Here is a 22,016-nt window from a genome sequence, read left to right as displayed (position 1 = left end):
TCTAGATATTTTGCATTTTTAATTGTTCTATAATATAATCACTGGCGCGCCAAGACAATGCCAAAATGGTCCAAGTACAGTTCTTATCAGCTTGGGAGGTAAATGGTCCCGCATCAACTATAAAGACATTCTCCACATCGTGCAATTGATTGAATTTATTTGTGACCGATGTTTTGGGATCATTGCCCATTCTAGTGGTTCCAACTTCGTGGATAATACGACCAGGAGCTTCCAACCCATAATCGCGATCTTTGCCCGGCTTTTCCCCTAAAGGCTCTGCCCCTATATTGTGAAAAATCTCCTCAAAGGTGTCCTGCATATGCTTGGCCTGATTTTTCTCAAATTCGGACCATTTGTAATTGAACTTCAATACGGGAATACCAAATTGATCCACGGTGGTAGGGTCTATTTCACAATAGTTCTCCTTACGGGCAATACCTTCACCCCTTCCTGCAATACCTAGTACAGATCCGTAATATTTTTTTACATCGTCCCGTAAGCTATCCCCATAACCCCCTACTTTGAGCCCAAAGAATTTATTGAACTCATTGGGGTTGAAACTAAAACCATAACCAGGCATCTTCATGCCTCCACCAACTTCAATATGATAGCCTCTTGGAAAATCCAACTTGGAGTTATCCCCCCACCAAGGAGAATACACATGGTTACTACCTACTCCGTCTTCATTATAGGATACTTTTCTGTTCATCAATGCCGGAACAAAGGCAGCTCTGCTGGCCCCAGTGGAATCGTGTAAATATTTACCGACGAGGTCACTGCTATTTCCCAATCCGTTAGGATGTTGTTTACTTTTCGAATTCAAAAGAATACGGGCAGAACTACAGGCGGAAGCCGCCAAAACCACAACCTTGCCCCTTAATTTGTACTCTTTTCTATCGTCCTTACTAATGTATGATACTCCTGTTGCCTTTCCCTCTTCATTGGTGGTTACTTCCCTCACTACACAATTGACGAATAATTTAATTCGGCCCCCGCTTTTTTGCGCAGGGAATATAAGACAACTTCCTGATGAGAAATCGGCATATACGGAACAGGAACGGGAACATTGTCCGCAGTAAAAACACACACCACGTTCCGTATTAATTCTTTTGGTAAGCATGGAAAGCCTTCCTGGAATAGTAGGTATTCCCGCCTTTTTGGCCCCATTTATATAGAAAATTTCATGTAATCTTGGTTTTGGCGGAGGAAGAAAAAATCCATCCGGATCGTTTTCCAGGCCTTCATTGGTGCCAAACACCCCGATTAGTTTATCTACCTTATCATAATAAGGTTTTACATCCTCATAACCTATAGGCCAGTCCTCACCATGACCGTCCCTGGTCTTCCCTTTAAAATCCTTTGGCCCAAAACGCAGGGAAATCCTCCCCCAATGGTTGGTACGCCCTCCCAACATATGCGAACGGAACCAATCGAATTCGGTACCAGGCTCACGGGTATATGGTTCTCCTTCTATTTCCCAACCGCCATAAGCAGCATCAAATTCCCCAAATGCCCTAGTGGTTCCGGCTCCTCTTCTGGGAGATTCATAATTCCATTTTAACTGATTCATGGTTTTGGGGTCGGCCGGGTCAAAAAATGGTCCAGCCTCTACGACCGCCACATTAAGGCCGGCATCGGCCAATTGCTTTGTGGCCATACCGCCACCTGCACCCGAACCGACGATTATTACATCATAAATTTCTGAGGATTCTTTTATCTGCATATTGGAATGAATTAATTATGAACTTCAATATAGATTTAAAACGAAATCAAATTAGAATTTTTTATCCAAACAACCTGAAAATTCATGTATTTTGATATAAAACCATCAATAATTGATAATATGTCATTAGAAGGGACAAATCCTTGGAAGGGACATTTAAAATTACAGTCCCATTCCTTTGTCTGGTACCCTTTGGAAAATACAAAAAGGCCTCCTAATGGAGGCCTTAAAGGTCAATATCAATAAATGGAATCTAGATTATTTTAAACCTTCCAAATACTTTAAACTTTTAGGAACTTGATCCACAACCCTGGAACACTCGTCCTCTATGAACATATACTTAATGCCCAACTTTTTGGCTTCGGCCACAACACCTGCTATATCTACCTCTCCTGTTCCCAAAACCACATTGGTTTCCACATCTGCATGGCCGGTATCATCTTTTTTGGTACCTTTTTCCATATCTTTCAAATGCAATAAAATGAATTTAGAAGGATACTTTCTAAGCAATTTAAGGGGGTCCTCACCTCCATGATGCACCCAATAAACATCCATTTCAAAATCGAAATATTTGGCATTCTGCGCCATATAATCAAATAGGGTCCCATCCTTATAGGGCCTAAATTCAAACCCATGTGCGTGATACGCCAATTTTAATCCGTTATCCCTTAAAATCTTTCCAGCCCTATTAAACACCTCAACAGCCTTTTGGGTATCCACGATACCAAAATTATTGCCATCGTGTGGGATCCATGCACACATCACATAGGTGGCACCATAACTTTTGGCCTTTTTCACAACCTCCTCAGGCGCATTGGCCAAATCGTTGAACCCAGCGCCAATACTGACCACCTTTAATTTATTTTTGACAAGCAGGCCTTTAAACTCCTCCTCCGGCATCCCATAGGTATCTCCTCCTTCCAAAATGGTAATACCCCAGTCATTTATCAATTTTAAGGTACTTGGAATATCTTCCTTAAACTGATTTCTCAGGCTGTACAATTGTAACCCCACCTCTTGGGCCATAACATTTGTAGTTCCGAAAAAAACCATGGCGATTAAAAATAACCATAGGAGCTGTAATTTCTTCATCTTTTATAAAATTACTTATATTCCTTGTGCAAATTAATAGGCTCTAGGTCAATAAATTACCTTCGTCATCCCATTCTGCCATATCGTTACGCTTACTTTGGTCCACACATTTGGCGATCCATTCCGGATCATAGGATTTTCCATGCTTGGCCAGAACATCTTCCGGCACTCCGTCCCATACATTGGGGGAATTACCTTTATACCCCAAATCCTCAATACCTTCCTTGGAGGTATAATATCCGGTAACGGTTAAATTGCGGATCAGGGAAAAGAATTGTTGCTCGTATGTTGGATTTTCCTTGTCCGGAAACGCAATAGCATCCAAAATCTCTTTCTGCTGTGCCTCGGTAGCCGTTTTAAACTCCACTCCGTAATCTTTATTGCTTTTATGATCCAACCACATTAGACCACCTTGCAGCGGAGTTTGATAAGCAGGGATATCCTTGGCCATGAATTCAATAAAATCTGGCACTCCAGCATCGGTAGCACTACCATAGGTTCCGTTGGAGGGCAAAATTAAAGCACATAAAACACCCAAAGTAGCCATTTCATGTTCATTAAAAAACTGTTCTGCGTACAGTTTTTTCAGCAACTCTTTTTCCTCCGGGGTCCTCCCGAAATGCTTTTCTTCCTGTACCAGGGCCTCTGCAGCTCCAGCCTCCCCTTCTGTTCCGGGCTTACATCCATTTATTGCCAATCCACCTGCTACACCACCAAGAATAATGGATTTTATACTTTTTCTTCTATCCATAATACTAGATATTTTGTTTTTTCAATTGCTCAATTATATAATCTGAAGTCCTCCAGGCCAAGGCCAAGATGGTCCAAGTAGGGTTCTTATCCGCTTGGGAAACAAAGGGTCCCGCATCAACAATAAAAACATTATCCACATCGTGCATTTGCTCCCATTTATTGACTACAGAAGTTCTAGGATTATCTCCCATCCTGGTGGTACCTACCTCATGGATTATTTCCCCTGGATTAAGCAAACCATAATCGCTATCTTTTCCTGCCGGTTTACCTATGACCTGTCCGCCCATATTGTGGATTATTTCCGCAAAGGTTTCTTGCATATGCTTGGCTTGTAAACGTTCGTGATCGGACCACTTATAATTAAAGCGCAAAACTGGAATACCAAATTCATCAACCTTTCCTGGGTCAATTTCACAATAGTTACTTTCCAAGGCTATAGATTCGCCACGACCGGCAAATCCGATCATTGCTCCGTAATATTTCTTTACATCCTCCCTAAGGACATTGCCATAGCCACCAACTTTTTCACCAAAGAACTCATTCAAGGCATTTGGGTTAAATCCGAAACCGTAGCTTGGCATTCCCATTCCTCCCCATATTTCTATATGATAACCTCTGGCGAAATCTAGCTTCTTATTGTCCAACCACCAAGGGGTATAAACATGCATCCCTCCTACACCATCTTCATTATATGTCTTTCTATTCATTAGTTCAGGAACAAATCCTGTCATTCCACCTCCTGTGGAGTCGTGCAGGTACTTCCCTACCACACCGCTACTGTTGCCCAGTCCGGCCGGATGTTGCTTACTCTTTGAATTTAACAGGATTCTTGCAGTACTACAGGCAGATGCAGCCAGGACAACAATTTTTCCTTTTAATCCATACTCCTTACGATCCTCCTTGTTTACATAAAGTACCCCAGTGGCCTTACCTTCCTCATTGGTAGTTACCTCCCGCACCATTGCGTTAACAAAAAGGTCTATTTGGCCTCCATTCTTTTGCGCAGGGAAGATTAAGCAACTCCCTGATGAGAAATCGGCATATATCTGACAAGACCTGCTACATTGTCCGCAATAAAAACATACCCCGCGATCCTCATTTATCTTTTTTGTAACCATGGACATCCTGGAAGGAATTACCGGAACGTTGGATTTCCTGGCTCCATCTATATAATACAGTTCATGCAATCTCGGTTTTGGAGCAGGAAGGAAAAATCCATCCGGTTCGTTTTCCAAACCTTCTTTAGATCCAAAAACACCAATTAACTTATCTACCTTATCATAATACGGTTTTACATCTTCATAGCCTATAGGCCAGTTTTCCCCAAGACCATCAATATCCTTGTGTTTAAAATCGCGTTGGCTGAAACGCAAGGAGATACGTCCCCAGTGATTTGTTCTCCCACCCAACATACGCGATCTAAACCAATTAAATCTTGATCCATTTTTTTGGGTATAAGGTTCCCCTTCAATTTCCCAACCGCCATATGCAGCATCATATTCCCCAAATGCCCTAGTTGTACTTGCACCTCTACGAGGAGATTCATACGGCCATTTCAACTGTGTAATTTGTTCCGGGTTTTTGGGATCAAAAAATGGACCCGCTTCTACTACGGCCACTTTTAACCCCGCCTCGGACAATACTTTTGTGGCCATACCACCACCGGCACCGGACCCAACTATGATGACATCATAAATAGTTGATGATTCTTTTATCTGCATACTTTGAAGAATTAATTTTGAAGCTCAATATAAGTTTAAAACGATATTAAATTAAAATTTTTTATCCGAACAACCTTAAAATTCATGTAATTTGACACAAAACCATGGATAATTGATAAAATACCATTGTCAAGGACATTAATTGAAAAACATGGAGCCAAGACTGATTTCCAGAACAGTTGTGTTAAGTCCTTCCCTTAATTAAAGTAAACCTTATCCTTAAAAATTCTTCAATTGCTCCAAAGCCTCCTTAGTCGTAGCTACAGGAAGCTTGCAGGTATGATCCTGACAAACATAAATATAGGTCCCATCATCCGCATAACGCCCTTTGAACAAAGGCATTTCACTATCTTTATTGCTGCCCACAATTAAAGTATTGGGCAAATTGTTCAGTTTTGAAAAATACGACAATTGATTTCAATTATCCTAGAATTAAACAAAGTTCTATGCCTATTAAACTGTTAATTTTCAACTGGAACCTGCTTTTTCTGCGCCAAGAACCAATCGTAAAGTTCATTGTTTTCATAGGCCTTGTCCCAAGCATTATGACCTACACCCTTGTAAATGGTAAAATCTACATTGTAACCCATTTCCTTTAATTTAGCGACCATTTCAATGGATTCCGATATGGGGATCGACTTATCCTGATCACCATGAAATACCCTAATGGGCATATTTTTATTTATCCATGAGGCATAGGGCACAGGAGTCATTCCACAAACCACGGCCAAAGCGGCAAATTTATCCGGATATTGGACCGCCATTTCCCAAGCTGCACCCCCACCCCTACTAAGGCCGGTAAGGTAAATCCTATTTTCGTCCACTTTATTGGTAGCAATGATACTATCCAAGAGTTGATTTACAGCCCTAGTGTTCCACCACATTTTTTCTTGGGGATTCTGCGGGGCCAAGATTAGAAAAGGAAATTTCTTGCCCCCGGAAATAAGTTTTGGGGGTCCATTTCGCTTCACGGATTTTAAATTTCCCCCGGATTCTCCCCCGCCATGTAAAAAAAGCAATAGGGGAAACTTTTCCTCTGGATTTACCTCATAATTACCTGGGTAATACAGATAATATCTCAAGGTTTCGGAGGTAACAACCTCCATTTCGGAATTGATCAGTTCTGGAGAAGACTGGGAGGCGCAGCCTTCAAAAATAAACAGGCAGCAAAAAATTAAAACTATTGTTTTCATTTGTTCTTTTATATTGTTCGACTTAGGACTCCCCATGTTTCTTAAAGGCCATATCCCGGTAATTTCTTTGTTATCAATTGGCATTCCAAATTGGTTGAAAATCCGCAAATTGATGCATTTTTCTTTAACTTACCCCTTGTTTATACTTTTATTTAACATTCACGTTTATTCCTTAAACAAAAAATAGGATAATAGTTATAAATGCCTAAATGTATTTTCTTTTCGGGTTTTCGTTTTACTTTGGTACATTTATCGAGCAAACAAAAAATTTAGTATGAAGAAAGTCATCACTTTCGGGGAGATCCTCCTAAGACTGTCTACTGAAAGACACCTTCGGTTTTCACAGGCCACCAATTTCAATGCTACCTATGGGGGTGGCGAGTTTAACGTAGCGGTATCCTTGGCCAATTATGGTTTTAATGCGGAATTCGTTACGCGTTTGCCAAAGAACGATATAGGCGAATGTGCCCTACAAGAAATTAGAAAGCATAATGTGGCAACCACCAATATTCAGTTTGGGGGAGACCGTCTGGGCATTTATTTTTTGGAAACAGGTGCTGGTACCCGGGGAAGCAAGGTAGTCTATGATAGGGCCAGCAGTGCCATTGCAGAAATAGAGCCTAACAGCATAGATTGGATAGCAGTATTTAAGGATGCCGACTGGTTTCACTGGAGTGGGGTTACCCCGGCAATTTCCAGTAAGGCGGCGGCTGTATGCCTGGAGGCGGTCAAGGCTGCCCATAAATTGGGGATTACCATTTCATCGGATTTGAATTATCGTTCCAAATTGTGGAAATACGGGAAAGAGCCAAAAGATATTATGCCTGAACTCTTAAAGTACAGCAACGTTATTTTAGGGGATTTGGATACTGCATTTTTCATGACAGGTCAGGAAAAGCAAGATCCGGATTATCAGGATATGGATTCCTTACCAGAACTGTACGACCTACTTTACAAAAGCTCTCCGGACCTAAGTTATGTGGCCACAACATTACGTTATTCCGTAAATGCTTCCCATCAAAAAATAGGAGGAATCCTATATGATGGAAAAAAGATACACTATGCAAAAATCAGAGAGGTAACTCCGGTAGTAGACCGTGTAGGAAGTGGCGATGCCTTTATGGGAGGTTTGATATATGGGCTTTTACAAGACAAAATAGATAATCAAAAAACAATCGATTTTGCTGCAGCCGCCTGTTGTATCAAACATACCATTACAGGAGATTTCAACTTGGCCACCCTTGAAGAAATTGAGCAATTGGCAGGAGGAAATTCCTCTGGAAAAGTAAGCAGATAAAACAAGTATACCTTATGTCACAGTTTTCAAGAATTGAAGTAGCTGCATTAATGAAAGAAACGGGACTTGTACCCTTGTTCTATCATCCGGATGTGGAATTAGGAAAAAAAATATTAAAAGCATGCTACAATGGCGGTGCAAGATTAATAGAGTTCACCGCACGTGGGGACTTCGCCCATGAAGTCTTTGCCGAACTTAATAAATTCGTCATTAATGAATTGCCTGAAATGGCCGTAGGTGTAGGATCAATAACCGATGCAGCAGCCGCTTCCCTTTATATGCAAATGGGTGCCAATTTCATTGTAACCCCATCCCTGCGAGAAGATATTGCCATAGTCTGTAATAGAAGAAAAGTATTATGGAGTCCAGGATGTGGCTCCCTTACAGAAATAAACAAAGCTGAAGAATTGGGATGCGAAATTATAAAATTATTCCCTGGCGCCAATTTTGGACCAGACTTTGTAAAAGCCATTAAAGGGCCACAACCATGGACCAGTGTTATGCCAACGGGCGGTGTAACCTTGGAAGAGTCCAATTTAAAGGGTTGGTTCAATGCAGGGGTTACCTGTGTAGGTATGGGTAGCAATCTAATTAGCAAAACGGTAGTAGAAAATAAGGATTACAATGGTTTGGAAAAATCGGTAAGGGAAACATTGGCCCTTATCAAAAGAATACGGAACTAGGAATAATACCCTTCGTTTGCCTACCCATTTTGGTATTGAAATAGTAAAACCTCTGATTTTCATAAAAATCAGAGGTTTTTTTAGATATCTAAATAATGTTTTCCTAGGGAAGGAAAGTTGATTTACTTTAAAGGGATCTCCTTATACCCAATTCCAACCCCCTTAACTCTGCAAGTCCTCTAAGCCTGCCTATGGCAGAATACCCCGGGTTGGTTTTTTTCCTAAGGTCGTCCAACATTTTATGACCGTGATCTGGCCGCATTGGCATCCTCAAATCTTTTCTTCCTGCAGCACTTCTCTTTTGCTGCTCCTCCACCAAGGCTTTTAGCACTCCGAACATATCTACATCCCCTGCCAAATGATCGGCCTCGTGAAAATTACCTTTTTCATCACGCTGTGTACTTCTCAGGTGCATGAAATGTATACGATGCCCCAAGCGCTTTACCATACCCACCAAATCGTTGTCCGCTCTAACGCCAAAAGACCCGGTACAAAATGTTAATCCGTTATTGGGACTATCCACCGCCTTATAGAGATCAAGAATGTCCTGCTCCGTACTTACCACCCTTGGCAACCCCAAGATTGGATAAGGTGGATCATCGGGATGTATACACATACGCACCCCTTCTTTTTCGGCAATAGGAATTATACTCTGCAAAAAAGAGAACAGATGTTGCTTTAGTTCCTTGGCCCCAATTTGGTCATAGGTTGCCAAAATCTTATTAAACTCCTTTAAACTATAGCCTTCTTCCGCTCCGGGAAGTCCTGCTATAATATTCTGCACCAATTTCTTTTGATCCTTCTCCGAAGTTTTTTCCAAATATTCCTTGGCCGCTTTCTGCTCCTCCTCAGTGTATGATTTCTCTGCACCGGGACGTTTTAACAAGAACAGTTCAAAAGCAGCAAAAGCGTCCTTTTCAAACCTCAAAGCCGTAGACCCATCCTCCAGCTCATAATCCAAATTGGTACGTGTCCAATCCAACACCGGCATAAAATTGTAACAAATAGTATCAATCCCACAGGATCCCAAATTGGTAATGGTGGTCTTATAGTTTTCCACATACTTCTGAAAATTGCCCTGTTGCGTCTTAATACTTTCATGAATGGGAACACTTTCTACAACAGACCAGGTCAAGCCCACAGCCTCGATCTCCGCCTTTCTCTTTTTAATTTCCTCCACTGGCCAAACTTCCCCATTGGGAATATGATGTAGGGCAGTAACCACACCGGTAACTCCGGACTGTTTAATATCCAGTAAAGAAACAGGATCTTTGGGCCCGTACCATCTCCAAGTATTTTCTAAAGTCAAACTCATTAATATTATTTTTAAAAATAAAACATTACTCCATTGGCGGCATTGCGACAATATTTTTTAACCACTTGGTCTTTAAAGTAAATAATTTACCAAGATATTAATTTTAAAAGTATTGCACAGACCATTTTGTGAAAGATTAAAAAAGTATCACAAAATACAATTTATTCTTAAACTTGATTAAAATTCCTTATCTTTTTTAGGCATTTAAATACTTTGTACTACTTTTATCGATTCAACCAAAAATGAACAAAAAATCTAGCTCTCCATGATTAAAAGTAAAATCGACAAGGTTACCAGTTTTGAAAAACGGTTTGAAAAAATCAACACGGTCATCTTCGAGTCTTCCGAGGTTGCGTCCAAAGCAGCAGCAGCTGAAATTGCGACATTGATCAAGAAAAAACAAAAGACGAATGAGATGTGTGTCCTTGGCCTTGCCACTGGTTCCACTCCAAAAAGGCTTTACGCCGAACTCGTACGTTTGCACAAGGAAGAAAACCTTAGCTTCAAAAATGTGATAGCCTTCAACCTGGATGAATATTATCCAATGGAACCGGATGCCATACAAAGTTATGTGCGTTTTATGAAGGAATTGCTCTTTAACCATGTGGACATTGAACCAGGAAATTATCATATTCCCGATGGTACATTGGAAAAAAAGGATATTGCGGATTACTGTAAGGAGTATGAAGCCAAAATAGACGCTTTGGGCGGAATAGACCTTCAAGTCTTGGGTATTGGTGGTAATGGCCATATTGGTTTCAACGAATCCGGATCCCTTCCCAATTCCAAAACCAGGCTGGTTACACTGGATCATATTACAAGAGTTGCGGCGAGTAAAGATTTCCAAGGATTGTACAACACCCCTAAAACAGCTATTACACTTGGTATAAAGCAAATAATGCAGGCCAAGCAAGTTGTCCTTATGGCTTGGGGAGAAGGGAAATCCTCTATCATTAAAGCTTCTGTAGAGGGTCCTATTACGGAACAGGTACCGGCATCCTACTTACAGGAGCATCCAAACAGTATTTTTATCCTTGACAAAGGTTCATCTTCAAAACTTACCAGAATAAGCACCCCATGGATCGTAGAGAAGGTAGAGTGGGATGAGAAAATGATCAAAAAAGCCGTTGTTGGACTTGCGTTAAGATTGGAGAAACCGGTGTTAATGCTAACTGAGGCCGACTATATTGAAAACGGTATGAGCGATTTGTTGACCGAAGTTGGGGACGCCTACGACATTAACATTAGAATTTTTAATAAACTACAACATACCATTACCGGTTGGCCCGGTGGTAAGCCAAATGCCGATGACAGTAACAGACCGGAAAGGGCAAATCCGGCCAAAAAACGCGTACTTATTTTTAGTCCGCACCCAGATGATGATATCATTAGTATGGGGGGAACGTTCATGCGTCTGCAAAACCAAGGCCATGAAGTACATGTAGCTTATCAGACTTCCGGAAATATAGCTGTAGCCGATGACGAAGCCCTGCGATTCTCGGATTTCGTGATAGATTACAACCGTTCCTTTGGTCTGGACAACAGAAAATCCGTTGAGATATACAAAAAGGCAACGGAGTTCATCAAGAACAAAAAGACCAGCGAAATTGACATTGAAGAAGTAAGAAACATAAAGGGTCTTATACGTAGAAGTGAGGCCAGGGCAACGAGTTATTACGTTGGACTTACGGACGAGCAGATACATTTTAACGACCTGCCTTTCTATGAAACCGGTACCATTGAGAAAAATCCTCCGGGAGAGGAAGATATTAAAATCACTATGGATTTGATCGAAAAAATTAAACCGCACCAAATATATGCTGCGGGCGATTTGGCGGATCCACATGGTACCCATAAGGTGTGTTTGGACATTATTTTTGAGGCCCTAAAGCGACTTAAGACTAAATCCTACATGAAGGATTGTTGGTTATGGCTGTACCGTGGTGCATGGCAAGAATGGGATATAGAAGATATTGAAATGGCAGTACCTATGAGTCCAAGTCAGGTTTTGGCCAAGCGCTATGGAATTTTCAAACACCAATCCCAAAAAGACGGTGTAGTATTCCAAGGGTCGGATTCTAGGGAATTCTGGCAACGTGCAGAGGACAGGAACAAGGAAACGGCTACCAAATACGATGAATTGGGATTGGCGCATTACGCCGCCATGGAAGCCTTTGTCCGTTACAAATATTAACGCAAAACTAATTTACATACAAAAAAAGGCTGCCCAATGGGCAGCCTTTTTTATATAGCATATAAATGCTGTCTAAAATTCCAATTCAAAGTACAAACTACTTGCTTCGTTTTCATTGGTAATATCTTTACCTTTTAATACATCTCCGGTACTGTTCAACAGTTTTAGATTAAGTTTCCAATACCCCGTCATGGTCAAGGACAGTTTTCCGTTATACGATTTGGTGGCAGCATCATAAGTTAAATCTTCATTGTTGGGGGAACTATGGTTACCCATACTAGGCATACGTGGATCAAGTGTTACGGAATAATTTTCCACAATGGGAAAACTCATCATACTTTCCATTTTAAACAGCATGGCCTGTATATCGTTAATGGCAACTTCTGGATCCGTTGGCTCAACCATGGCCAAAACGTACCTTACATCATCACTTCCCATAAATACAGAAACCTTTTGTTTACCATCGCTTGGCGCTGTAACATCTACGGTTTCTGTTACCGAAAATTCCTGCCCCTCTACCTCGTAAGTAAAGGTTATGTCCCAGAATTCATCCGCGTTTCCCGGCATCTGAAATACAATATACCCCTTGGCCACTGTGTCGTAATCATCCGTAATACTTAATTCGGATGTTGGACAGGAATGGTTCATACTCATCATATGCATTACGGGCATCCATGTAATCTCAGGATTGGCATAATACGTATCATCGGCATTATTTTTAATACGTACAAAAAGTTCGTTGTATCCGGTCGTAAAACCCGTTTTCCCCTCGGAGTACAGTTCCAGGCTGTGGCCATTTGCCTCAATATTTGTTACCAAATTAAATTCGGCCAAAGGATCTACTTCATTTTTTGGTGTATCGTCCCCATCAGATGAACAGGATATCAACCCTATAGCAGCTATTAATGTTACCAGACCTAGTTTTATTGTTTTCATATGTTTATTTTTTTTAATTAATTGAATAAGAAAGTGTTAAGAAGAAGTTTCGCCCCATACGCGGGATGTTTTTCCAATCGGTATAGGTGGAGTAGTTTTCATCAAAAATATTCTCTACCCCGAACTTCGCATACATGGAATCATTGTTAAATTTAAAAGTCTTGCCAAAGGTTAAGGAACAAACCGTATAGGCCTGTGTTTGATCTTCCCCGAAAGCCGGGTTATAGTTCACTTGTTTTCCTGCTCCGGTTATCCTTAAGGCCGCTGAAAATGACCTCTTGTCAAATTGAAAACCTGAGCGGTAAGAAAATGGACTTATAAAAGGTATGTTGCCACCGTTATTGTCCGTACCTAGATGATAGGAGATCAATCCGGACCATTTCAGTTCTGGCAGAATGGCGTATTCCATATCCAAGGAAGTGTTGAACAAATTGGCGTATTCCAGGTTCTTGTAGATCTTTACTCCCTCCGCCCCTATGGTCATTACACTAAGGGAAGGATCTACTTCCCCTATGATATAATCCTTGATATGGAAAAAATTAGCCTCGGCACTGAGCTTAAACTTGGATTTTTCCCAAGAGATCTTGGTATTGGCCTCCATGGATTTTTCGTTGGCAAGTCCCGGGTCCCCAATATAATCATGGTTATCGAAGCTGTTGAACAAATAAAACCCATAGCCTTCGGTCACGGAAGGTGCCCTATCACCATAAGAAAGTCCCGCATTAATATGCCATGGCATCCACATTTTATGCCATTGCCCAGAAATACTTTTCAGGAACCGAGTTTTGGATTTCTCCATCTCCGGATAAAAAATCTTTAGACTATTCAATCCAAACTCGTCCGCAACATTCTGGTTCTGAACGGTCATCCTGGTCGCTATTTTAAGAAAACTACCATTCAGATCCAGCTCATCCTCCGCATAGACCCCACCATTGGCGGTGCGTACATCGGGCCAGGTGAGCATAAACATGGGCAACTCATTTGGGTCATTGGGGTACATTGTCATTTCTGCCAAGGATTTATTGTAATACCCATCTACCTTAAATAAAAATTGATGCTTTTTGGCCTGCAGTGCTGCTTGGGAGTAAAAGCCATAGGTATCGCTCCAACCCGGCATATCCATGTGGATGGGTACATCTGGCCGTTTGGTATCGTCCATGACATGGGTTACTTTATTAAAATATAGCTTGGATTTCCAATTGCTTAAACTGCCCCATAGAGCATCCTGCTCAAAACCTACAGATGCAATGATGGCCCTTGCCAAGGAAACGTCCATAGTCAATGCAGGATAACCTACATCCCTGGCCTCATCGTAAATAAGGCTCGCTGTCAGTGCTTGATCTTCGGCAATTTTATAGCCCCCATTGGCGGAGAAATTATATTTCTCAAATTGGGAGAACTCAACTTCTTCATCGCCCCCGGCAAAATAATTTTCTGCCTTGCGATAAATAATATCCGTATCCACGTAGAAATTGGAATTAGAATAATTAAGTTCGGCCCCAACAACACTCATTTGGTTGTTGCTTTCAAAACCTGTCTCCACTCCACCATATAGTCCCGTTTCCTTAAAATTCCCCCGATCGAGCTCCAAATTAATGGCCCCACCAATGGTGTTTCCGTGTTCGGTGCCCTGCTGGCCGGAAGCTATATGAGCCTGTGATAAATTGGACACATCCACATAGGAGGTTACGGGGTCCATCTTGTCTGTACATGCTCCAAAAATCCTCATTCCATCAATAGTTACAGAAAGACGTTCCGAAAACATATTGTTCAAAGTAGGTTCCCAGGCATAAGCTCCACGTTTCACCATATCTACCTTTTTAGAGGATTCCAGATACTCGTCCAAAGTAGAGAGGGGTTTGGGCTGGCGGTGGTAATCCAAAGTCTTTCTGGCCGAAATAAGAATAACTTCGTCCAAATTGATCGTTATGATCGAATCCTTTGGCAAAACCAACTCCTGTGCACCAATGTTAATGGGAAAAATAAATATCCCCAACAACAACACCCAAATGTATATAGGTCTGCTTGTTTCCATAAGTATTGTACACACCTTATGGACACTTTTAAAAATGTTCATTTGATTTATTTAGATAATACAATTCCTTTAAGACGCCATAAGCCTTGTACAAGGATTAGAATAAGCACCCAATACCTTTATGACGATGATTGAATTATCCCAGCTCTGGTGGCTGTGCAATATCTGTAGTATATAGTCCGGGAATCAAAGTTTGGATTCCCTTATAATTGTTTTGAACGGTAACACCCCATTCATTGGCCGAACCAAGAACGAATAATGGGCCGAATGAAGAAATGTACTGGATTTCCAAATTGAATCGTTTGCCCTCAAACGGATTTTTATCGCTTCCCTCCGATTCTTTGGCCAATTGTTTTGCCAGGTAACATTTACCATCGCAATGCAAGGAAGGGGTAGCCCTGTTTTCGCAAAGATTCTCAACAATATAATCGTAATTTACCGCATATTCAGCTATAGGCCAAAGTGGCTTTATCAGCATAATTATAGCGACAAATAAGATTAAATGTTTCATTATTAATTTTCAAATTGATACAATCCCTCCTGACAAAAGACTGCAATATTTAAAATACTGCACAAATATAATGCATCTTTAAAACATAAAAAGATGACAATTGTCAGGTAATGAACTAATTTGTTTTTATTCAATTTAAATAAGCAATTAAGTAACCACTGTTACCTAATTTAATTTTTTGTTATTTAATTTTAAGCCAAAATAAACCTTAAGTTTTTTTCATGGAGGATATGCTCTTTTACGATAGAATGCAATTTGCCTTTACTATCACCTTCCACTATTTGTTTCCACAACTTACCATGGGCCTCTCCCTGATCATCGTTTATTTTAAATGGAAATTTCTTAGAACCCGAATCGATCATTATAATGATGCCGCCAAATTCTGGATGCGGATCTTTGCCCTTAATTTTGCCATGGGGGTTGTTACCGGAATACCAATGGAATTTCAATTTGGGACCAATTGGGCCAAATTTTCCGAATTGACCGGGGGAATCATTGGGCAGACCTTGGCCATGGAAGGGATGTTCTCCTTTTTTCTGGAATCTTCCTTTTTGGGTCTATTTTTGTTCGGCGAGAAATTATTGGGACACAAATTGCACTTTGTAACTGGTTTCTTGGTTTTTTTAGGTTCCTGGGCGAGTGGCTTTTTAATTATAGCCACGCATTCCTGGATGCAGCATCCGGTAGGATATGAAATATTGAGCAATGGCAAATTTGTCTTGAACAATTTTGGTGCCTTATTCACTAACCCTTGGCTCTTACCCTCCTATTTGCACAATCAGTTGGCCAGTTTGGTAACCGCATCTTTTGTAATGGCCTCCATAGGGGCCTTTTATATTTTGAACAACAAGCACAGTAGTTTCGGTAAGCTTTTTGTTAAGACCGGGGTAATATTTGGACTTGTATCCTCTGTATTGGTAGCCTTCCCAACGGGAGATTGGGCGGCAAAAAATGTGGTGGAACATCAGCCTGTTACTTTTGCGGCCATGGAAGGACTATTTGAAACCCAGGATGGCGGATCGGAAATTGTGTTGATTGGCCAGCCCAACGTGGTCGACAAAAAATTGGACAATAAAATTGCGGTTCCCAATATACTAAGTTTTTTAACCTACAAAAAATGGGATGCAGAAGTAAAAGGATTGAACGAATTTGAACCGGAAAACTATCCCACCAATATTCCTGGATTATATTATGCCTATCATATTATGGTTGGTCTGGGCACCCTATTTATAGGGATAATGGCGTTGGGGGCCTTTCAGCTATGGCGTAAAAAACTATACGGTACCAAATGGATTTTGTGGTCCCTGCTGTTCTTCCTCCCCTTTCCCTATATTGCCAATACCACTGGTTGGTATACCGCAGAATTGGGTAGACAACCCTGGTTGGTATATAACCTACTGCGCACTTCGGAAGGAATTTCCCCAACGGTATCCTCCGGAAATACTTTGTTCACCTTATTGGGATTTATTGGATTATATCTATTGTTGGGAATGCTATTTTTGATACTTGTAGGTAAAATTATTAATAAAGGACCTGTAACCGCTGAAGCTTAACTATGGAATTATTCTGGTACGTTGTTTTAATGAGTATGTTGGCCATCTATGTAGTTTTGGATGGTTATGATTTTGGTGCGGGAATAGTGCATTTATTTTTCGCAAAAAAAGAAAAGGACAAGAAGGCCATTACCAATGCCATTGGCCCTTTTTGGGATGCCAATGAAGTATGGATAATCGCTTCGGGAGGTGTTCTTTTCTTTGCCTTTCCCACCTTATACGCCTCTTCATTCAGTGGGTTTTATCTGCCGCTGATCATGATTCTATGGTTGCTGATCTTTAGGGCTATAGGCTTGGAACTCAGAGGTCAGATCCATAACAGATTATGGGAGTCGGTGTGGGACAAAGCCTTTGGAATTGCCAGTTTTCTCTTGGCCCTTTTCTTTGGTATTGCCTTGGGCAATGTTGTTAGGGGCGTAAATTTAGGAATGGTTGAAAATGGTGTCTCCGCCCACGAAGCGCACTATTTTTTTCTCCCGTTATGGAATCCCACTTTTAGTCCAACTGCAGAACATCTAGGAATTATTGATTGGTTTACCATTTTACTGGGGCTGGTCGGAGTGGTCACCCTAACCATCCATGGCGCCAATTGGATAATCTACAAGACCAATTCGGACCTCAACAACCAATTAAGGACCGTTATTTTTAGACTCAATTTCGTCCTACTAGCTTTGGTAATCCTCTCGCTTGTGGTTTGGCATGTAATTGCCCCCAGGCCCTTTCATAATTTTATGGAAACACCATGGCTGTGGATTTTTCCATTGTTGACCCTAATAGGCCTATTCGGACTTTTCCTAATAAAGACCTTTAAAAAGGATGGGGCAGGATTTATATTCTCCTCCCTATTTATCCTTGGAGGTTTTGCCTCCACCGCAGCATCTATTTTTCCAAAGCTCCTGCCATCTACCAATTCTGTAAATCCATCCTTGACGGTTTACAATGTAGCGGCAGATGAATACGGCCTTTCAGTAGGCATAAATTGGTTTATAATTGCCGTTATCCTTCTAATTGCCTATATTTTTATTCAATATAGGGTATTCAAAGGAAAAATGGACGATATAGGCTACGGGGAGCATTAGTATTAAGAACCATATACCTCCATTAAAAACTGTAATAATTATTTATTTAGGATAAATTTATCCGAAATAAGAATAAGCATTATATTTGTAACGATTTAAATATAAAATCAATATGTTTTCAAAGGCCTGCGAGTACGGAATTAAAGCAACTATATACATAGCTGTTAAATCTATGCGGCAAGAGCGCGTAAGCCTTAAAGAGATAGCGGAAGAGGTAGATTCTCCTGTGGCATTTACCGCAAAAATATTGCAATCATTGGCAAAGAGTGGAATCATAGATTCCCATAAGGGTCCAACTGGTGGATTTCAGATCGAGGAAACCAAAATAGATACCATTAAATTGCACGATATAGTACATGCCATAGACGGTGACAAAATATTCGTTGGCTGTGGTCTGGGTCTGGAACAATGTGATGCCAGTCAACCCTGTCCTGTCCACGATAAATTTGTGGGAATCAGGGACAATCTAAAGATTATGCTGGAAAATACAAGCCTTTATGAATTGGCCACAGGCTTGGAAATTGGTCTAACCCATCTGAAAAGATAAAAATTTAAAATAATAAAAGATAAAAAGGTATTAAACTCTTTAACTAAAATAATTACGAATAAGCCCATGTTGTCAATAATATCATTAAAACAATAACAATCCTTCCATGTTGAACATCACCAATAAATTAGTCGAAAAATACCAATCCCTTGGGGAAAATCCCGAAACCTATATGGAGGGTCTACTGCACGCAAAACCAATCACCTATTGGGATTATGTAGAAGTAGAGACCCTGCTTTCCCTACAAAGACCACGGACCAATTTTAAGGATGAGTCCATTTTTATAATGTACCATCAGGTAACCGAATTATACCTAAAGATGATGCTGCATGAATTACAGCAGATAGTAGGAGAAAAAGTACCTACTACTAGCTACTTAATTAATAAAGTGGACCGACTAATACATTACACCTCCATGCTGATCAATTCCTTTGACATTATGAAGGTTGGAATGGACTACGAAGATTACAATACCTTTCGTAAAACCTTAACGCCCGCCAGTGGCTTTCAATCCGCGCAATTCCGGTTTATTGAACTGCATTGTACTTCATTGCAAAACTTAATTAGCCATAGATATAAAAAAGAAGGTTCCCACAATCCAGATTTAAGGGAATGTTTTGAACATATTTATTGGAAAGATGCCGGAACAGATCCAAAAACCGGCAAAAAGACCTTGACACTTCAACTTTTTGAGGAAAAATACCTCACAGTGTTGACGGAAACAGCTAAAGCGGTAATGGGCAATACCTTGGAAGACAAGTTGGCCCAACTGCCCTATGTCCCGGATGCACTCAGGAACAGACTTCGCACCTTTGACAAGCTGTACAATATTGATTGGCCCATGGTCCATTTGAGCACTGCCGAACACTATTTGGACAAAAAAGGGGAAAACAAGCAAGCCACTGGTGGTTCGGATTGGAAAAAATACCTCCATCCAAAATATCAGCAACGTAAATTCTTTCCAAGCTTATGGACGGAATCAGAAAAACAAAACTGGGGAATTAATCATAAAAATGAACAGTATGGAAGTATTGAACAGACCACAATTGACACACCTACAGGTAGGTGAAAACCTAAAAGTATTACAAATTGAGGCTTTGGCGGATATGGGTATGCCAGAACACAGTAGTTCCCATGAAGCGGTCATTGTAGTCCAAGAGGGTAAAGCCATACTTAAAACCAAGGATACTAATTACGTATTAAAGAAAGGGTCTACTATGTTGGTTCCGGCAGGATTGAAACATAGTCTTACCGTAATAAATGATTTTAAGGCAGTTGCCATTATGGCAACGGATTCAATTATAAATTTTAAAAATTAATAACTATGGAAAATTTAATGACCAAGAATATTGGCGAAATAGTAGCAGAAAACTATCGTACGGCACAAGTATTCAAAAATCATAAAATAGACTTTTGTTGTAAGGGAAACCGGAGTATTGTAGAGGTTGCCGAAAAAAGTAAGCTGGACGCCAATCTCCTTTTACAGGAAATTGAAACGGTGCAACATCAAACCAATGATGACAACATCGATTTTAAAACATGGCCTTTGGACCTATTGGCAGATTATATTGAGAAAAAACATCATAGATATGTTGAGGCCCAAATACCGATTCTAAATCAATATCTGGCCAAACTATGCCGGGTCCATGGAGACCGGCATCCAGAGCTTTTTGAAATTACGGAGCATTTCAATAAAAGTGCAGGAGAGCTGGCGATGCACATGAAAAAAGAGGAACTCATCGTCTTCCCTGCCGTACGTAAAATGGTTCAAAACAAACAATATGGCAATGCCCTGGCAGAACAACATTTTGGCACTATTCAAAATCCCATACAAATGATGATGCAGGAACATGAGAACGAAGGCGACCGATTTAGGCTTATAGAGGAGTTGAGCAACAACTATAATCCACCTGCCGATGCCTGCAACACTTACAGAGTTACATTTTCACTATTACAGGAGTTTGAAGAGGATCTACATAGGCATATACATTTGGAGAATAATATTCTCTTTCCAAAAGCAATTGCTCTGGAAAAGGAATTAAGCGCTTAAAGGTTACCTAACAACCTATAACCCTATTCCCAAACTAACAATTTTGTAACCAATAAGGTGCGGCACAATACTTTAAATAGTCTCCCCCCGCCGTGCCTCATTGGATTACAATGCCGCCAACCTATGCTGTATAAAACATTAATAGGGTGAACTTTAAAATTGGCCTTAACCATAATAAAACACGTTGATATGAAAGTTAAACCCATAAAAAGACATAAAGCCATACAACCTTTGAGCAGGGAACACCATCAAGGTTTATTGCTATCATGGAAAATTAGGACCGGTCTTTCCAAAGGGGTATCTACAGATAGGATAAAGACCTACGTTGATTGGTTTTACAAAACCTATTTGATCCCCCATTTTGAAGAAGAAGAAAAACACATCTTCCCCATTCTCGGAAATGACCACATATTGATAAAAAAGGCAATTGCACAACATAGGAGGCTAGATCGCCTTTTCAAGAGGAGCTCGGAACTAACAAAGTCCCTAAACCATATAGAGGAAGAATTGGAGTCACATATCCGATTTGAGGAACGGGTACTGTTCAATGAAATTCAGAAGGAGGCAACCGAACAACAATTGCAATTCATTTTAGAACATCATAACGAAACCAAATTTTTGGAAAATACCACAGATAAGTTTTGGGAATAACAATAAAAAATGATGATTATGAGACTTTACAATCAACTATTAAACGAATTTAAAAGGGAACAAACAGGGTATTCCACCATTGCCATTATTGGCCAAAGTTGTATTGGATCTGTTGCCGCTATGGTCGTCCTTATGAACCATATGCCTGCAGCAATCAAATTGACCTTGCTTTTTCTGGTAACCATTTTATGCATGGCCTATAACGGTGCCGTTTTGGCCAGATTAAACGCCAAAACCACCTTTAACCTATTAGTTTTAAGCGTTCTATTCAGTATCTTGACCATTATAGGGAATCTTATTTAAAAATAAATGAAGCAGGAACCCTATACTTTTACTTATATAGACGAATTTGGGGACACCAATTCTGCAACTTGTAGGCCTAACGAATACCATAGCCTCATGGAACTTCTTTTTGACAAATATTTGCAGGAATGGGGAGATTGTAAAGGCAGGGCATGGTGCGGAACATGTCATATACAAATTCTTGAGGGCTCGTTAAGTTCAAAAATGCAGCACGATGAAAAACTGACTTTGTCCAAACTGGATGATGCCTCTCCCCAAAGTAGATTGGCATGCCAAATTCCAATCAATGCGGAGCTACATAATCTGGTTTTCAAAATAATAACGGAAAATGATTTCGGACTAAAATAATCCGGAATCATGACAGCAAAAAATCATACGGA

General features: G+C 40.5%; 22 protein-coding genes. 12 read left to right on the top strand and 10 right to left on the bottom strand.

Going from position 1 to position 22,016, the window contains the following annotated elements; translation table 11 throughout:
• Position 1 precedes the first annotated feature (1 nt).
• From MWU82_RS08945 to MWU82_RS08920, 6 genes are all read right to left on the bottom strand, one after another.
• Positions 2–1,723 (bottom strand): GMC family oxidoreductase, encoded by a 1,722-nt coding sequence (locus MWU82_RS08945; protein WP_215945962.1) that lies wholly within the window; start codon positions 1,721–1,723, stop codon positions 2–4.
• A gap of 258 nt (positions 1,724–1,981) precedes the next feature.
• Positions 1,982–2,815, bottom strand: coding sequence for a sugar phosphate isomerase/epimerase (locus MWU82_RS08940; protein ID WP_247096140.1), 834 nt, complete (start codon positions 2,813–2,815; stop codon positions 1,982–1,984).
• Positions 2,816–2,858: 43 nt separating this feature from the next.
• The gene (locus tag MWU82_RS08935; RefSeq protein WP_215945963.1) at positions 2,859–3,566 is read right to left on the bottom strand and encodes a gluconate 2-dehydrogenase subunit 3 family protein; all 708 of its coding nucleotides are present in this window, start codon (positions 3,564–3,566) and stop codon (positions 2,859–2,861) included.
• Positions 3,567–3,570: 4 nt separating this feature from the next.
• Entirely contained in the window at positions 3,571–5,289 is a 1,719-nt protein-coding gene (locus tag MWU82_RS08930) for a GMC family oxidoreductase (protein ID WP_247096139.1), read from the bottom strand.
• A gap of 219 nt (positions 5,290–5,508) precedes the next feature.
• Positions 5,509–5,673 carry a hypothetical protein gene (locus MWU82_RS08925; RefSeq protein WP_215945965.1) on the bottom strand — a complete coding sequence of 55 codons (165 nt, stop codon included), beginning with the start codon at positions 5,671–5,673 and terminating at the stop codon, positions 5,509–5,511.
• 77 nt (positions 5,674–5,750) lie between these two features.
• Positions 5,751–6,482: a prolyl oligopeptidase family serine peptidase gene (locus MWU82_RS08920; protein ID WP_247096138.1), complete on the bottom strand. Its 732-nt coding sequence runs from the start codon at positions 6,480–6,482 to the stop codon at positions 5,751–5,753.
• A 274-nt stretch (positions 6,483–6,756) separates the two neighbouring features.
• Here MWU82_RS08920 and MWU82_RS08915 point away from each other — a divergent pair, with 274 nt between their 5' ends.
• Positions 6,757–7,779 (top strand): sugar kinase, encoded by a 1,023-nt coding sequence (locus tag MWU82_RS08915; protein ID WP_215945967.1) that lies wholly within the window; start codon positions 6,757–6,759, stop codon positions 7,777–7,779.
• Positions 7,780–7,793: 14 nt separating this feature from the next.
• Positions 7,794–8,462 (top strand): bifunctional 4-hydroxy-2-oxoglutarate aldolase/2-dehydro-3-deoxy-phosphogluconate aldolase, encoded by a 669-nt coding sequence (locus MWU82_RS08910; RefSeq protein WP_215945968.1) that lies wholly within the window; start codon positions 7,794–7,796, stop codon positions 8,460–8,462.
• 127 nt (positions 8,463–8,589) lie between these two features.
• Here the strand turns inward: MWU82_RS08910 and uxuA are convergent, their stop codons facing one another.
• Positions 8,590–9,777: a mannonate dehydratase gene (uxuA, locus tag MWU82_RS08905; RefSeq protein ID WP_247096137.1), complete on the bottom strand. Its 1,188-nt coding sequence runs from the start codon at positions 9,775–9,777 to the stop codon at positions 8,590–8,592.
• A gap of 265 nt (positions 9,778–10,042) precedes the next feature.
• Between uxuA and nagB the strand changes: the two genes are divergently transcribed.
• Positions 10,043–11,971, top strand: a complete 1,929-nt coding sequence (gene nagB / locus MWU82_RS08900; protein ID WP_215945970.1) for a glucosamine-6-phosphate deaminase — start codon at positions 10,043–10,045, stop codon at positions 11,969–11,971.
• Between the two features lie 72 nt (positions 11,972–12,043).
• On the opposite strand, the gene MWU82_RS08895 is transcribed toward nagB, so the two are convergent.
• The 3 genes from MWU82_RS08895 to MWU82_RS08885 all read right to left on the bottom strand — a co-directional run bounded on the left by MWU82_RS08895 (position 12,044) and on the right by MWU82_RS08885 (position 15,453).
• Positions 12,044–12,907 carry a hypothetical protein gene (locus MWU82_RS08895; protein ID WP_247096136.1) on the bottom strand — a complete coding sequence of 288 codons (864 nt, stop codon included), beginning with the start codon at positions 12,905–12,907 and terminating at the stop codon, positions 12,044–12,046.
• A 13-nt stretch (positions 12,908–12,920) separates the two neighbouring features.
• Entirely contained in the window at positions 12,921–14,984 is a 2,064-nt protein-coding gene (locus MWU82_RS08890) for a TonB-dependent receptor (RefSeq protein ID WP_247096135.1), read from the bottom strand.
• Positions 14,985–15,078: 94 nt separating this feature from the next.
• The gene (locus tag MWU82_RS08885) at positions 15,079–15,453 is read right to left on the bottom strand and encodes a hypothetical protein (RefSeq protein WP_215945973.1); all 375 of its coding nucleotides are present in this window, start codon (positions 15,451–15,453) and stop codon (positions 15,079–15,081) included.
• A gap of 221 nt (positions 15,454–15,674) precedes the next feature.
• Here MWU82_RS08885 and MWU82_RS08880 point away from each other — a divergent pair, with 221 nt between their 5' ends.
• The 9 genes from MWU82_RS08880 to MWU82_RS08840 all read left to right on the top strand — a co-directional run bounded on the left by MWU82_RS08880 (position 15,675) and on the right by MWU82_RS08840 (position 21,984).
• A complete protein-coding gene (locus MWU82_RS08880; protein ID WP_247096134.1) occupies positions 15,675–17,006 on the top strand; it encodes a cytochrome ubiquinol oxidase subunit I in 1,332 nt (443 codons plus the stop codon).
• A gap of 2 nt (positions 17,007–17,008) precedes the next feature.
• Entirely contained in the window at positions 17,009–18,085 is a 1,077-nt protein-coding gene (gene cydB, locus MWU82_RS08875; protein ID WP_215945975.1) for a cytochrome d ubiquinol oxidase subunit II, read from the top strand.
• A gap of 112 nt (positions 18,086–18,197) precedes the next feature.
• Positions 18,198–18,632 carry an Rrf2 family transcriptional regulator gene (locus MWU82_RS08870; RefSeq protein ID WP_247096133.1) on the top strand — a complete coding sequence of 145 codons (435 nt, stop codon included), beginning with the start codon at positions 18,198–18,200 and terminating at the stop codon, positions 18,630–18,632.
• A 106-nt stretch (positions 18,633–18,738) separates the two neighbouring features.
• Positions 18,739–19,701, top strand: a complete 963-nt coding sequence (locus MWU82_RS08865; RefSeq protein ID WP_247096132.1) for a tryptophan 2,3-dioxygenase family protein — start codon at positions 18,739–18,741, stop codon at positions 19,699–19,701.
• Positions 19,655–19,951 (top strand): cupin domain-containing protein, encoded by a 297-nt coding sequence (locus tag MWU82_RS08860; RefSeq protein ID WP_247096131.1) that lies wholly within the window; start codon positions 19,655–19,657, stop codon positions 19,949–19,951. Before MWU82_RS08865 ends, MWU82_RS08860 begins: the two co-directional genes overlap by 47 nt.
• A 5-nt stretch (positions 19,952–19,956) precedes the next feature.
• The gene (ric, locus tag MWU82_RS08855) at positions 19,957–20,682 is read left to right on the top strand and encodes an iron-sulfur cluster repair di-iron protein (protein ID WP_215945979.1); all 726 of its coding nucleotides are present in this window, start codon (positions 19,957–19,959) and stop codon (positions 20,680–20,682) included.
• A gap of 189 nt (positions 20,683–20,871) precedes the next feature.
• Positions 20,872–21,333: a hemerythrin domain-containing protein gene (locus tag MWU82_RS08850; RefSeq protein ID WP_247096130.1), complete on the top strand. Its 462-nt coding sequence runs from the start codon at positions 20,872–20,874 to the stop codon at positions 21,331–21,333.
• A gap of 18 nt (positions 21,334–21,351) precedes the next feature.
• The gene (locus tag MWU82_RS08845; protein ID WP_247096129.1) at positions 21,352–21,636 is read left to right on the top strand and encodes a hypothetical protein; all 285 of its coding nucleotides are present in this window, start codon (positions 21,352–21,354) and stop codon (positions 21,634–21,636) included.
• Between the two features lie 6 nt (positions 21,637–21,642).
• Positions 21,643–21,984 (top strand): 2Fe-2S iron-sulfur cluster-binding protein, encoded by a 342-nt coding sequence (locus MWU82_RS08840; RefSeq protein ID WP_215945982.1) that lies wholly within the window; start codon positions 21,643–21,645, stop codon positions 21,982–21,984.
• Positions 21,985–22,016: the final 32 nt, after the last annotated feature.

This window comes from Arenibacter sp. S6351L, assembly GCF_023016025.1.
Lineage (GTDB): Bacteria > Bacteroidota > Bacteroidia > Flavobacteriales > Flavobacteriaceae > Arenibacter > Arenibacter algicola_B.
The sequence above is the reverse complement of the archived record's forward strand: the minus strand, read 5'-3'. Positions and strand labels throughout refer to the sequence as shown.